Annotated in this window: 13 protein-coding genes and 1 tRNA gene; 6 read left to right on the top strand and 8 right to left on the bottom strand. The window is 54.1% G+C overall.

Annotated features, from left to right (window positions below; translation table 11 throughout):
* Positions 1-99 precede the first annotated feature (99 nt).
* Complete coding sequence (locus Q3O59_RS01500) at positions 100-1,437, top strand: MFS transporter (RefSeq protein ID WP_305943920.1); 1,338 nt, start codon at positions 100-102, stop codon at positions 1,435-1,437.
* 36 nt (positions 1,438-1,473) lie between these two features.
* On the opposite strand, the gene Q3O59_RS01495 is transcribed toward Q3O59_RS01500, so the two are convergent.
* From Q3O59_RS01495 to folB, 5 genes are read right to left on the bottom strand one after another with little or no spacing between them, the layout of a single operon-like run.
* Positions 1,474-2,190, bottom strand: coding sequence for a DUF445 domain-containing protein (locus Q3O59_RS01495; RefSeq protein ID WP_305943919.1), 717 nt, complete (start codon positions 2,188-2,190; stop codon positions 1,474-1,476).
* A gap of 32 nt (positions 2,191-2,222) precedes the next feature.
* A complete protein-coding gene (locus tag Q3O59_RS01490) occupies positions 2,223-3,572 on the bottom strand; it encodes an NAD(P)/FAD-dependent oxidoreductase (protein WP_305943918.1) in 1,350 nt (449 codons plus the stop codon).
* Between the two features lie 6 nt (positions 3,573-3,578).
* On the bottom strand, positions 3,579-4,385 hold the full coding sequence (locus Q3O59_RS01485; protein ID WP_305943917.1) for an undecaprenyl-diphosphate phosphatase: 807 nt from the start codon (positions 4,383-4,385) through the stop codon (positions 3,579-3,581).
* Positions 4,386-4,877 (bottom strand): 2-amino-4-hydroxy-6-hydroxymethyldihydropteridine diphosphokinase, encoded by a 492-nt coding sequence (gene folK, locus Q3O59_RS01480; RefSeq protein ID WP_305943916.1) that lies wholly within the window; start codon positions 4,875-4,877, stop codon positions 4,386-4,388.
* Positions 4,877-5,230, bottom strand: a complete 354-nt coding sequence (gene folB, locus Q3O59_RS01475) for a dihydroneopterin aldolase (RefSeq protein ID WP_305944433.1) — start codon at positions 5,228-5,230, stop codon at positions 4,877-4,879. Before folB ends, folK begins: the two co-directional genes overlap by 1 nt.
* Positions 5,231-5,351: 121 nt before the next feature.
* Between folB and plsY the strand changes: the two genes are divergently transcribed.
* Positions 5,352-5,957: a glycerol-3-phosphate 1-O-acyltransferase PlsY gene (gene plsY, locus Q3O59_RS01470; protein ID WP_305943915.1), complete on the top strand. Its 606-nt coding sequence runs from the start codon at positions 5,352-5,354 to the stop codon at positions 5,955-5,957.
* A 6-nt stretch (positions 5,958-5,963) separates the two neighbouring features.
* Here plsY and tsaD read toward each other — a convergent pair whose 3' ends face one another.
* Entirely contained in the window at positions 5,964-6,977 is a 1,014-nt protein-coding gene (tsaD, locus tag Q3O59_RS01465) for a tRNA (adenosine(37)-N6)-threonylcarbamoyltransferase complex transferase subunit TsaD (RefSeq protein WP_305943914.1), read from the bottom strand.
* A gap of 163 nt (positions 6,978-7,140) precedes the next feature.
* On the opposite strand from tsaD, the gene rpsU reads away from it, so the two are divergent.
* From rpsU to rpoD, 3 genes are all read left to right on the top strand, one after another.
* Complete coding sequence (rpsU, locus tag Q3O59_RS01460; protein ID WP_305943913.1) at positions 7,141-7,356, top strand: 30S ribosomal protein S21; 216 nt, start codon at positions 7,141-7,143, stop codon at positions 7,354-7,356.
* A gap of 192 nt (positions 7,357-7,548) precedes the next feature.
* The gene (gene dnaG, locus Q3O59_RS01455) at positions 7,549-9,297 is read left to right on the top strand and encodes a DNA primase (protein WP_305943912.1); all 1,749 of its coding nucleotides are present in this window, start codon (positions 7,549-7,551) and stop codon (positions 9,295-9,297) included.
* Between the two features lie 84 nt (positions 9,298-9,381).
* Entirely contained in the window at positions 9,382-11,223 is a 1,842-nt protein-coding gene (rpoD, locus tag Q3O59_RS01450; protein ID WP_305943911.1) for an RNA polymerase sigma factor RpoD, read from the top strand.
* Between the two features lie 48 nt (positions 11,224-11,271).
* Here the strand turns inward: rpoD and Q3O59_RS01445 are convergent, their stop codons facing one another.
* Positions 11,272-11,679, bottom strand: a complete 408-nt coding sequence (locus tag Q3O59_RS01445) for a type 2 periplasmic-binding domain-containing protein (protein ID WP_305943910.1) — start codon at positions 11,677-11,679, stop codon at positions 11,272-11,274.
* 18 nt (positions 11,680-11,697) lie between these two features.
* Positions 11,698-12,807 (bottom strand): TonB-dependent receptor, encoded by a 1,110-nt coding sequence (locus tag Q3O59_RS01440; protein WP_305943909.1) that lies wholly within the window; start codon positions 12,805-12,807, stop codon positions 11,698-11,700.
* 209 nt (positions 12,808-13,016) lie between these two features.
* On the opposite strand from Q3O59_RS01440, the gene Q3O59_RS01435 reads away from it, so the two are divergent.
* Positions 13,017-13,093 (top strand) — tRNA-Ile (locus tag Q3O59_RS01435).
* The last annotated feature ends 31 nt before the right edge of the window (positions 13,094-13,124 follow it).

Genomic DNA, 13,124 nt, shown 5'->3' with positions numbered 1-13,124 from the left:
GACAACCTTGTCAGCATTGCCTGACAGGTAATGCTCCGTTACAGTACAAGCTGGATAAAAAGCATCGACCGATGCACTTAGAATGAGAACACAACCACCATGAATCCAACACACCCGGCCCTGCCCCGGCCTACCCCTTTGCACCGCTGGCTGGTGCTGCTGTTTGTTAGCCTGGCGATGTTTGGCAATTACTATGTCTACGACTCGCTTGGCCCGGTAATTGACTTGCTGCAAAGCGATCTGGGCTTTAGCAATCAGCAAACCGGCTTTTTAATCTCCATCTACAACCTGGGAGCCATCGTCGCTCTGCTGATTGGCGGTATTATTATCGACCGCTACGGCACCAAACGTGCTTTGCTGCTGTTTGCCAGCATTTGTTTGGTTGGCGCCATTGTCACCGCCATCAGCCCCCGCTACGAAATCATTGCCAGTGGCCGCTTGCTGCTGGGTCTTGGCTCCGAGCCTTTGATTGTGGCTGCCACCACGGTGCTGGCCAAGTGGTTTAAAGGCAAAGAGCTGAGTTTTGCTTTTGGCATCAATTTATCGCTATCCCGTTTAGGCTCGGCTTCGGCCGATTGGTCGACCAGCTTTGCCAGCCCGCTGTACAGCAACTGGCAAGATCCCTTGTGGCTGGCGACCGCCTTCGCCGGTATTTCGGTGACGGCTGCCATGCTGTATTGGCTGCAGGAAAAACGCTGTGAAGGACGCTTTGATCTGGGCGCCACTGGCCAGACCGATAAACTGAAGTTCAAAGAGTTGTTCTTATTCGGTCAGCGCTACTGGTTTATTGTGGCACTCTGCGTGGTGTTTTACTCCACCATTTTCCCGTTCCGTACCTTTGCCATTATGTACTTTCAGGAAGCCCATGGCCTGGCGCGAGAGGCGGCCGGTATGCTCAACAGCATGATGATGGTATCGGCTATTATCGCCACCCCGCTGTTCGGTTTGCTAATCGATAAAGTTGGCCGGCGCGGTCTTTTTATGACGGTTGGCTGTTTGTTGATGCTGCCGCTGTTTCTGGCGGTCACCTACCTGCCGGCCGGCGTGCCGGTGATGGTGTTTGGCAGCAGCATTCCACTGACCTTGTTGCTGGTGATGCTGCTGCTAGGCTGCGTCTTTTCGCTGGTACCAGCAGCAATGTGGCCTTCGGTGGCATACACCGTTGATCAGCGCCGCTTAGGCACCGCCTACGCCACCATGACCTTGTGCCAGCAAATCGGCTGGTCCATCGTGCCCCCGGTGATTGGTTATCTGAATGATCTGAATCAAGCCAGTGCCGACAATGTCGCCGGTTATGCGCCTGGCATGTGGTTTTACACCGGCCTTGCCGTCACCGGCCTGGTGTTTGCGCTGTTGTTGTGGCGCCATGAAAACAAACCGATGGCTGCACCGGGGCATCATCAGGAAACCGCCGCCGAGCACCAGCATCCGGGCTAAAAGGGATGAAAATAACCAGCAGGCTTTGCCTGCTGGTTAACCATTCAGTACCAAAGCAGCCAGCAAGCCCAACAGGCCGCCAAAGAAACCACCCCACACCACCAGCCAGCCCAGGTGCTCTTTGATCATCTGTTGCAGCATCTGCTTCACCAGCTCAGGCGTGAGTTCATCCAGCCGGGCCTCGACAATGGTTTCAATGTGCTGCTGAATTTGCTGCATCTGCTCTGGGCGCTCCAACTGCAATAAGACCTGCTGCTGGAAGGCATCGGAGTCAGCAATCTCGGTCAGAGCAGCTTTGAGTTCTTGTATAAAGGGCTCACGCAGTGGCAGCAGCACCTTTTTGCCACCCACCATCATCAGCATGGAGCCAAAGGAGGACTCTTCCACCACCTTTAACAGCGCATCAAAAGCAGGATCCAGCTCCACCTGCTCGATGACCGGGCCAAGCTCCAGCTTCATCGGCTCGCCGTATTCATCTTGCTGATGCAAAAAGCGGTCGATGTTGTCGCTGCTAAAAAACTGTGTCATCAACAGCTGCTGCAGGCTTTGTTTGAGCTGCTCAAAGCGGACCGGGATCACGCCGGAGCCATAAAGGCCGGGTACTTTTTCAAACAACATATGCACCGCCAGCCAGTTGGTCAAACCGCCGGACAAGGCAAATAAGCCGGTGGTGAGCAACCAGGGCTGCGCCAGGCCAAAACCAGCGATAGTCAATGCCAGTGCCACGCCATTGGTGAGCATACTTTTGTTCATGCAAAACTCCTTCACTTCGAGCAACTAAGCAACTAGTGGCGCTGATCCTGCCAGCGTCCCCATTGATAATAAAGCCACTGGCCAAGCCGGCGCCAGCGGGCCATCGGAAAGCGCCTCAATGGCTGGCGGTAGCACGGCAAATCCGGAATGGATTGCCCCATCGCAAGCTCCGCCAGCCGTTGCCCGGCCAGCGCAGAAAACGACAAGCCACTGCCGCAATAGCCAGCGGCGTAACTGACACCGGCATAGCGACTGTCCTTTGGCGCCTGATGCAGGTGCGGTAGATCGTCCAGCGACACCGCCACCCAACCGCTCCACTGATAATCAACGGCAATGCCAGCCAGAGCCGGAAAACTGCGCTGCAAAGCGCTTAGTAAAGCCTTGGTGTAACGGGGTTTATCGGCATGTCGGCCCTGAATAGCCCCGCGGCCACCAAACAACAAACGGCCATCCGGCAATAAGCGGTAGTAGTATTTCAGCGATCGGGTATCCATCACAATGGGCTGACCACGAAAACCACAAGCCTTTCGCTCAGCCTCCGTCAGCGGCCGGGTGACAAGGATGCTGCTGAGTACCGGCAGGATGCGCCCATTGAGCAGCGGATGAAAATCTTTCGGCGTATAGCCATTGGTGGCGATCAGCACTTTTTTGGCCGTTACCGAGCCTTGAGGGGTTTGCAACCGGTGCTGGCCTAGAAGCTGCTGCCAACCCAGCACGGGTGAGCCGCCATAGAGGGTCGCACCGGCCTGCTCAGCCAACTGGCTGTAACCCAGCGCCAGTTGCAGCGGGTTGACCCCAAAGCAGTCCGGGTCGAGCAAAGCACCACAGGCCTGCTGATCAGCCAGATGCTCTTGCTGCAACTCGGCCTGGCTCAGGCATTGCAATCGTTCCCCAAAATGCTGATTGAGTAGCTGTTGCTGCTGTTCAAATACAGCTAAAAAGCGCGGCTGATGCGCCAGTTTGTAGTACCCAGGCGGCTGAGCCTGACAAGCGATCGCACCCTGTTGGCAAAGTGCCGCCACTTGCTCAAAAGCCAGCCGGTATTCGCGGTAACAGGCCTGAGCCGTTTTCAGGCCAAAGCGCTCGGTCAGCTGCACCGCCCCGAGCCGGCCGGAGCCTTTTAGTACAAAGCCGGCGTTACGTCCGCTGCAGCCCCAACCGGGCTGGTGCGCCTCCAACACCACCACCTGCTGTGAAAAGCGCTCGGCCAGCACCCGGGCAGCATTCAGGCCAGTATAACCAGCCCCTATTACCACCACATCGGCAGTGCAGTCGTGCTGCAAAGCCGGATAACCAGGCCCGGCTTGCTGCTGCCCTGCCCAGTAAGATGTCGGGTAAGGGACATTGCAACCGGGTGTCTTATCCAGCAAGGGGTCGTACATCGGGCCTTAGCCGGCGAACCAGGTTAAAAAGATCACCAGGCCAATGCCCAGTGCCAACCGGTAAATGACAAAGGGCAGCATGCCCATCCGGCTGATGATTTTTAAAAACAAATGAATGCACACCAGTGCACTGAAAAAGGACAGCAGCATGCCCAAACCAAGCGCTGGAATATCGTAAATCTCCGGGTTTTTTATCAACTTGCTGGTTTGATAGAGCCCTATCAGCACAATGATCGGAATCGACATTAAGAACGAAAAACGGGCGGCACTGGCGCGATCCAGCCCCATCATCAGGCCGGCCGTCATGGTCACACCAGAGCGTGAGGTGCCCGGAATCAGCGACACGGCCTGGGCCACCCCAATCACCAGCACCTGGCGCCAGCTTAAATGCATCACATCGGTTTGCTGTTTGGCGGTTCGGTCGGCGTACCAGAGCAAGCTACCAAAAATCAGCGTGGTGCAGGCGATCACCCAGGGCGAACGCAGTACCGTTTCAATCAGGCCGGCGAACAGCAAGCCGGCCAAACCCGCCGGTATGGTGGCCACAATCAGCATCCAGCCCAGAGTGCCATGGGTGCTTTGTTGCCCCCGTAGGGAGTGCATCCAGCCCACCAAAATCCGCCCCACATCGCGACGAAAATACAGCACTACTGCAGCCAGGGTGCCGACATGCACCGCCACATCAAAGGCAACGCCTTGATCCTCCCAGCCCAAAATGGCCGAGGGCAAGATCAAATGTGCCGAGGAAGATATAGGAAGAAATTCAGTAATGCCCTGAATAATCGATAAAATAAGAATTTCGATGGTACTCACTTAGCTTTCACTCCATGAAAAAGGCACCGTCCACAACTTTTGCTGTTTCGGGTAGTCTTGCCATAATTGACGATACGTCAGGCCACTGGGTGGGTGGATCTGCTCTGGAACCAGCTCTGCCAGCGGCAACAATACAAAGGCATTTTTGGTGATTTCATCACGTGGAAGTTCAATCGGCTGCTGGCACATCATCTGATCGTAGGTCAGCAAGTCCAAATCCAGCGTCCGGCCGGAAAAACGTGCCACATCGCGTTTGCGGCCATGACGATCTTCAATGGCTTTAAACAACTCAACGCAGGCTTCAACCGATAACTCGGTGTTGGCGCCCACCACCAGGTTGTAAAAGGGATCGCCGTCAAAACCAACCGCTTCACTTTCGTAGACAGAGGATACCTGCAAGGCGCCAAAGGCGGCTTTGAGCTCTGCAATGGCGGCCCGGATGTGTTTTTCCCGTTCGATATTGCTGCCAATGCTGATCAGTATCAAGGCCATCAGCTGGCCTCCCGCACAATGCGCACACCGACGGTTTCGGCGGTGGGTACCGCACCGGGTTTGCTTACGCTGACCTGCACACGGTCGGTAACAAAGTTTTGCAACAACAAGGCCGCCACCCGCTCAGCCACAGTTTCGATCAGCTCAATGGGTTCGCGCTGCACCAGCTCGGTCACCTGGGTCGCTATCACACTGTAATCCAGCGCCTGACGGATATCGTCACTGGCAGCAGCCTGACGGGTATCGCACTGCAGCTCCAAATCCAACTCCAGCCGCTGCTGAATGGATTTTTCCCATTCGTACACACCAATCACCGTATCGATGCACAACTTTTTAATAAAAACAGTATCCATCAGTTCATTCCACTGCAGGTTCAGGGTAAGATGCGAAGACAGGCCGATTGGATAGGTTGTCACCACCTTGACCAGGCGACGCCGATCTTAACGTAAAAATCCAGGCTGAGGAACCGCATTGATGACACCCTTGATCCTGACTCTGATGCTGCTGGCGTATTTGCTGGGATCCATCTCGTCGGCGGTGCTGATTAGCAAGCTGTTTCGCTTGCCCGATCCCAGAACCACTGGATCCAACAACCCCGGTGCCACCAATGTGCTGCGCAGCGGCGGTAAGCTGCCAGCAGCACTGGTGCTGTTGTTTGATATTTTAAAAGGCACCATTCCGGTCTGGGGATCCTACTTTTTGGGCGTGGAGCCCCTTTACCTGGGGCTGATTGGTATTTGCGCCTGCCTGGGCCACATCTACCCGCTGTTTTTTGGTTTTAAAGGGGGGAAGGCGGTAGCCACCGCCCTTGGCACCATGATGCCGATAGGGCTGGATTTAACCGGCCTGTTGCTGGCCAGCTGGGTGCTGGTGCTGGCCATTACCGGCTACTCGTCGTTGGCCGCCATTATTACCGTCGGCCTGGCGCCGGTCTTTACCTGGTTTATCAAGCCGATGTACACCCTGCCGGTGCTGATGCTCAGCGTATTGATTATTGCCCGCCATCATCAGAATATTGCCCGGCTTTTACGTGGTACTGAAAGCCGGGTTTGGGATAAAGATAAAAATCTGAAAGAATAGCCCGGCTTACAGAGCTGACAGCTGCTCCATCGGCCAACGCGGTTGCACCGCAATCGCCAGATCCTGCTGCTGCCCAGCCAGCAAACGTTGATGACCGGCAAAGGCAATCATGGCACCATTGTCGGTGCAAAACTCTTTCCGCGGATAAAAAACGGCACCGCCGCGTTTTTTCAACAAAGCAGCCAGCTGTTCACGCAGCGAACTATTGGCACTGACACCACCGGCCACCACCAAACGACTCAGACCCGTTTGCTCCAGCGCCCGCTCGCACTTGGCGACCAGAGTATCCACCACCGCTTGTTGAAATGAAGCCGCGATATCGGCCCGGCTTTGCGCATCGCTGCCAGCTTTGGCAATGACTTGTGAGGCCGCGGTTTTCAGGCCACTGAAACTAAAGTCCAGTCCGGGCCTGTCCAGCATGGGCCGCGGAAAACGGTGCGCCGCCGGGTTGCCTGCAACCGCCATTTTGGCCAGCAAAGGTCCACCGGGGTAATCCAGCCCCATTAATTTGGCTGTTTTATCAAAGGCTTCACCGGCGGCATCGTCGATGGACTCGCCCAACAGTTGGTACTGGCCAATGCCGGCCACCGCCACCAGTTGGGTGTGGCCACCGGATACCAGCAAGGCTAAAAAAGGAAAGGCCGGCGGCTCAGCTTCCAGCATCGGTGCCAGCAAGTGGCCTTCCATATGATGCACGCCGATAGCCGGTTTTTGCCAGGCAAAGGCTAGACTACGGCCAATGGAGGCACCTACCAGCAAGGCACCGGCCAGGCCGGGTCCTGCGGTATAGGCCACGCCTTCAATATCAGCGGCATTGCTGTTGGCTTCTTTTAGCGCAGCTCGGATCAACGGCAGGGTTTTACGCACATGGTCACGCGATGCCAGCTCCGGTACCACCCCGCCGTAATCGGCATGCAACTTGACCTGGCTGTACAGCTGATGGCTTAATAAGCCCAGTTTGGTGTCGTAAATGGCAATGCCTGTTTCATCACAGGACGTCTCAATTCCCAGTACCCGCATCGTTACCTCCGGCCGAAAACCCGCGAATTGTACTGGGATCCGAGCTAAATCACCAGCGATCCACAGAATCCCTTTACAAGCCCCCTGGCTTTTGAGTAAAATGCCGCACCATTTTTAATCGTATTGGTCGCTGACTGACCGGATAAACCGAGGTGAGAATTTAATGCCTGTTGTTAAAGTAAAAGAAAACGAACCCTTTGACGTAGCTCTGCGTCGTTTCAAGCGCTCTTGTGAAAAAGCCGGTATCCTGGCTGACGTGCGCGCAAAAGAATTCTACGAGAAGCCTACCTGGATTCGTAAGCTCAAGAAAGCGGCAGCGGTTAAACGCCATGCCAAGAAGCTTTCTCGCGAAAATGCACGCCGCATCCGTCTGTACTAATCTGTACTAGACCGAAGCGCTGCAACTGCGTTTTATTGCCCGGCATGCAGCGGCTGTGCAAGCAGCTCACAAAGCAATAAAGCGTCATACTGTCGACCGGCTGTGAATACGGCCGGCACAGACAACAGCCTGGCTGACCACACCGTGCTTTTGGCACGGTTTGTCTTTTTCTGAGCAAAGTGAAACTATCCAGTGGCAGGACAGATCCCGCGACAGTTTATTGATGATTTGCTGGCTCGAACCGACATCGTCGAGCTGATTGATCAGCGTGTGCCTTTGAAAAAAAAAGGCCGCAATCATTCGGCTTGCTGCCCTTTTCATAACGAAAAAACGCCCTCCTTCACTGTCAGTCAGGACAAACAGTTTTACCATTGTTTTGGCTGTGGCGCCCATGGCAATGCCATTACCTTCTTAATGGAATACGAGCAACTGGAGTTTCCGGAGGCCATTGAAGAACTGGCGGCCATGCACCATCTGGAAGTGCCGCGTGAAGGTGGTGGCCCGGCCCGGCCCACAGGTCAGGCCGATGACTATCAGTTGATGCAAAAAGCCAGCACCCTCTGGCAACAACAATTGCAGCAAGGCCCAGCCAGTGCAGAAGCACAGGCCTACCTGAAGCGGCGCGGTTTAAGTCCGGCCACAGTGCAAAAATTTGGCATCGGGGTCGCGCCAGATAGCTGGGATTTCTTGCTGCGTCAGCTTGGCTCGGACAAAAAGACACGCGATCAGTTGTTTGAACTCAAGCTCACCAACCGCAATGACCAGGGCCGCGAGTACGATTTTTTCCGTCATCGTTTGATGTTTCCCATTCGCGATCGCCGTGGTCGGGTCATCGCCTTTGGCGGTCGGGTGTTTGATGACGGCACGCCCAAATACCTGAACTCGCCGGAAACCCGGCTGTTTCATAAAGGGCGTGAGCTCTATGGGTTGTTCGAAGCCCGTCAGCAGCAAGAACGGCTGGATCAGGTACTGGTGGTTGAAGGCTACATGGATGTGGTGGCTTTGTCGGAGCAAGGCATCGATTTTGCCGTGGCAAGCCTCGGCACCGCCACCACCAGCGATCACATGCAAACCCTGTTTCGTTACTGCCGCTCGGTAGTCTGCTGTTACGATGGCGATCGGGCCGGTCGCGATGCAGCCTGGCGTGCCTTGCAAAATGCCTTGCCACAACTAAAAGATGGGGTGGAGCTCAAGTTCGTATTTTTACCCGATGGCGAAGATCCGGACAGCATGGTGCAGCAAGAAGGCAAAACCGCTTTTTTACAGCGCATCGCCAACGCCAGCAGTTTGCAACAGTACTTTTTTGAACACTTGCTGTCGCTGCACGATGTCCGCAGCGATGCCGGCAAGTCGGCCTTGCTGGCAGAGGGCAAAGCCTTGCTGGGCCAGATCCCCAGCGAATTTTATCGCGAACAGCTCAGCGATAAGCTGCACAACCTGATAGGCAAAGCCAAGGCGCCAACAGCGGCCCCAGCCAAAGGCAGCAGCGCACGCTTTTTGCCAAAAGCTCAGGCGATGACACCGATGCGCCGCGCCATTGCTTTGCTGTTGCAATACCCGATGCTGGCCAACGCCATTGTGCAAGCCAGGGATTTGGCTGGCGCCAGTTTGCCCGGTATTGAGTTGCTGCTGGCCCTGCAACAAAAAATCATCGACAGCCCAGGCATCCGCACCGCGCAATTGTTGGAGCACTGGCGCGATAGCCCAGAGTACACAATACTCAATAAGCTGGCAGTCTGGGATCCGCAACTGGAGCCAGAGCAAATTGAACCAGAGTTTATCGACACCTTTGCAGCGATTGAAGATCAATACCTGCAACAGCGACTGGAAGCGCTGGAACGTACCGCCAAGCTGCAAAAGCTGACCCCGGCTGAGCAGCAAGAATACCTGTTGTTGTTAACCGCGCTGAAAAGCAGAAAACCGCGAACGGCCCCCAGCTAATTGCTGGCTAGAAATGCCGCAGTTTGCTATAATTGAAAGTTCGCAATTCGTTTAATCATTAACTTGAGTGGAAGAACAGCCTCTATGGAGCAAAGTCCTCAGTCGCAACTCAAACTCCTAATCTTGAAAGGTAAAGAGCAAGGGTACCTCACCTTTGCCGAAGTCAATGACCACCTTCCACAAGACATTATCGACTCGGAGCAAATTGAAGATATCATCCGCATGATCAACGACATGGGGATTCAGGTGTTTGAATCTGCCCCCGATGCCGATGATTTGATTATGGCGGATGCTGCCGCCGATGACGATGCAGCAGAAGAAGCCGCCCAAGCCTTGGTCAGCGTCGACAAAGAACTGGGCCGTACCACCGATCCGGTGCGGATGTACATGCGGGAAATGGGCACCGTCGAGCTGTTGACCCGCGACGGCGAAATTGAAATCGCCAAACGCATTGAAGACGGCATCAATCAGGTGCAAACCTCGGTCGCCGAGTACCCCGAAGCCATCACTTACCTGCTGGAATTATGGGACAAATACGAAGCCGACCAAATGCGACTGAGCGATATCGTTACCGCTTTTGTCGATCCGAATGAGCTGGAAGAAGCGCCGGTCATCGGCACCAACATTGGTTCGGATGTGCCAGAGTCCAACAACGATGACGACGATGACAGCGACGATGACGACGACAGCGATGACTCCGATGATGGCGACAGCGGTCCGGATCCGGAGGTTGCACGGGTCAAATTTGCTGAGCTACGCGATCAGTACGACATCACCCGCAACTCCATTGTTAACAATGGCCGTGAGCACGCCACCACCAAAGAAGAAATTCTGAAGCTGAGCGAAGTGTTCCGCTGCTTCCGTCTGGTACCGAAGCAATTTGACCGCCTGGTCAAAAACATGCGGGAAATGATGGATCGGGTGCGGGTGCAAGAACGCTTGATCATGAAACACAGCGTCGAGCACGCCAAAATGCCCAAGAAGGCCTTCGTTAAAGCCTTTACTGGCAATGAAACCTCTTCGGCCTGGATCGACGCTGAAATTGCAGCCAAGAAACCACACTCTGAGAAACTTGCTGATTTCAAAGATGATTTATTCCGCTGCATTGAAAAGCTGAAAAAAGTCGAAGAAGAAACCGGCCTTAGCATCGCCAAAATCAAAGACATCAACCGTCGGATGTCGATTGGTGAAGCCAAAGCACGCCGGGCCAAGAAAGAAATGGTCGAGGCCAACCTGCGTCTGGTTATCTCGATTGCCAAGAAATACACCAACCGTGGTTTGCAATTCCTTGATTTGATCCAGGAAGGCAACATCGGTCTGATGAAAGCGGTGGATAAGTTTGAATACCGTCGTGGCTACAAGTTTTCCACCTACGCCACCTGGTGGATCCGTCAGGCCATTACCCGTTCGATTGCCGATCAGGCCCGCACCATCCGTATTCCAGTGCACATGATCGAAACCATCAACAAGCTGAACCGGATCTCCCGGCAGATGCTGCAGGAAATGGGCCGCGAACCGACACCGGAAGAATTGTCCGAGCGCATGCAAATGCCGGAAGACAAAATCCGCAAGGTGCTGAAAATCGCCAAAGAGCCGATTTCAATGGAAACTCCGATCGGTGATGATGAAGATTCGCATCTGGGCGACTTTATCGAGGATACCAGCGGCGAATCGCCACTGGACTCAGCCACCATGGAAAGCCTGAAAAACGCCACCAACGAAGTACTGGCCGGCCTCACCGCCCGTGAAGCCAAGGTTCTTCGGATGCGGTTTGGCATCGATATGAACACCGATCACACCCTGGAAGAAGTCGGCAAGCAGTTCGACGTCACCCGGGAGCGGATCCGGCAGATCGAAGCCAAGGCGTTGCGCAAACTGCGCCACCCATCGCGCTCGGAAGTGCTAAAAAGCTTCCTCGACGAGTAAATACCAAAAGGCGCCTCCCCGGCGCCTTTTACTTAGCAAGATCTCCGATTAGAAAGTAGCGGCAACCCGAACCGAATCATCGACTTTATCCAGAGCAACATAGCCAATAATATTGGGGTTATTCGCAACCAAGGCCATCACTTCAGACTCGGAGCTCACCTCTTTGGGTGGGGTGCCTTTGCCGGTGAACACCAAACGAGACCAATAGGCTTTAATCTGACTGGAAGAACGCCCCAGCACCACCTCATCAAACTGTCCCTTTAGTGGATGTGCATCTGTCAGGTTAAGCGGTACGAGAGGAACACCGGCAATCTCCCCTGCACGCCCCATAAACAAACGGGACACTTCATCCTGCCCCAGTTCAAGGCTCTGAGAAGGGTGGACAATCACCGCCAGGTTGGCATAAACCGAAAGGTGTGTAAGCAGCAGTAGCACCAGGCTAAGATACTTCAACATAGATACCTCCAAGAACCATCAGAAAACCAAATTGTAATTGGCGCTCAACAAGGTTGAAGAGCCAACGAATTCAAACTCAGAGCGATCTGAGAATCGGTTAACCTGCAATTTAAACGCGCTGGATGAGGTGATGTCATAACGTAGGGTTGCAGACAAATCAATAAAGCGTTCATTCTCGTACCCACTGCTGGTCGATTTCTCCCAAAAGCGTGCATAGTTGACAAAGGGTGTCCAGGCACCAAAGCGCCGCCCGACGCCAAAACTCATGGCCGGAGCCGGTACCCGCAGATCCTCATCACGGCTTTTACGGATGTTGGTATTGAACTCCGATAAAATCAGCCAGTCGTTAAAGTCAGCATTCAGCGCCAGGCCGAAAACTTGCTGTTTATCAGCGGGACTTAAGAAGTCAGCGGAGTCCGGTCTGTCGGTAATACTGTTGTCCGATTGCAAGTACACCACTCGGGCAGTAAACCAGTTTCTGGTCACTTCCAGATCCGCTCCAAGAATATTTCGCCAACGGATGTCCTGTGCTACCTCATCGTAAATTCGGGCAAAGCCGGATTTCTTCACCTTGGCATTGCCGACAAAGGCACTGGCCTGAATCTCCCAGTCCCGGTGAAAGCTGGAGTAGCGCAGGCTGGCACCGTCGTAATTGCTGGCTTCCCAACCATACAATGCCTGCGTTGGACGAGCCCAGATATAGGCCAATCCTACATCCTGAAAATCTGAATAGTAATAGAGGGGGATCCGCTTTCTACCCAATTGCAGCGTCCAATCGTTGCTGAGGTCATAACTGAGATAGAGCCACTCCAGATTCACGCTGGAGTCAGCTCCTCTGGCAACAGCCTGAGCTGTTAAAGAAAGACCAGGCTGAAATCGGGCAGTCCCCTGCAGCCCCAAGCGGCTGTCTTGCTTCCAACCAATTTCACCTCGCTCATACAAGCCAGCCGTATTAAAGTCGGTAATAAAACAAGGGCAATCAAAGCCCTCATAACCATACCGCTGCTCTTTGCTGTCGATAATGGCCCCAACACCCACCGTTACAAAACCACCGTACTGAAAATCCACAGCCTGCACTGGTGATACCAGCATCAACATTGGCGTCAAACAGAGTAGTCGCTTCACCATAATGCCCACCTTTATTAGACAGTTATCAAATAAAGTGTAGCCGCAGCTGGTAAAGCCGCCAGCTTAACAAAGACATTTATTAACAATTAGACGGGTATGATGCCGAAAAAATCGGCAATCACATGCAACTGGACACAATCGCCGGATGACAAGGCTCGCAAAACTTTCTATACTGCAAGCCGTTTTTGCGTGGCAAAAGCGCTTTGTGTGGCCCTATAGCTCAGTTGGTTAGAGCACTCGACTCATAATCGATCGGTCGCTGGTTCGAGTCCAGCTGGGGCCACCATTTCTCCGGTTCATTGCCGCACTCTCCCCTT

Source organism: Alkalimonas delamerensis, assembly GCF_030717955.1.
In the GTDB taxonomy this organism is placed as follows: Bacteria; Pseudomonadota; Gammaproteobacteria; order Enterobacterales; family Alteromonadaceae; genus Alkalimonas; species Alkalimonas delamerensis.
Note: the sequence above shows the minus strand (reverse complement) of the source record. Positions and strands in the feature narration are given on the sequence as shown.

Coding starts and splice junctions, on each gene's coding strand:
- rpoD (WP_305943911.1), top strand. CDS start 9,382: ATGGAGCAAAGTCCTCAGTCGCAACTCAAACTCCTAATCTTGAAAGGT.
- tsaD (WP_305943914.1), bottom strand. CDS start 6,977: ATGCGGGTACTGGGAATTGAGACGTCCTGTGATGAAACAGGCATTGCC.
- Q3O59_RS01440 (WP_305943909.1), bottom strand. CDS start 12,807: ATGGTGAAGCGACTACTCTGTTTGACGCCAATGTTGATGCTGGTATCA.
- folK (WP_305943916.1), bottom strand. CDS start 4,877: ATGGCCTTGATACTGATCAGCATTGGCAGCAATATCGAACGGGAAAAA.
- rpsU (WP_305943913.1), top strand. CDS start 7,141: ATGCCTGTTGTTAAAGTAAAAGAAAACGAACCCTTTGACGTAGCTCTG.
- Q3O59_RS01445 (WP_305943910.1), bottom strand. CDS start 11,679: ATGTTGAAGTATCTTAGCCTGGTGCTACTGCTGCTTACACACCTTTCG.
- Q3O59_RS01490 (WP_305943918.1), bottom strand. CDS start 3,572: ATGTACGACCCCTTGCTGGATAAGACACCCGGTTGCAATGTCCCTTAC.
- Q3O59_RS01495 (WP_305943919.1), bottom strand. CDS start 2,190: ATGAACAAAAGTATGCTCACCAATGGCGTGGCACTGGCATTGACTATC.
- plsY (WP_305943915.1), top strand. CDS start 5,352: ATGACACCCTTGATCCTGACTCTGATGCTGCTGGCGTATTTGCTGGGA.
- folB (WP_305944433.1), bottom strand. CDS start 5,230: ATGGATACTGTTTTTATTAAAAAGTTGTGCATCGATACGGTGATTGGT.
- Q3O59_RS01500 (WP_305943920.1), top strand. CDS start 100: ATGAATCCAACACACCCGGCCCTGCCCCGGCCTACCCCTTTGCACCGC.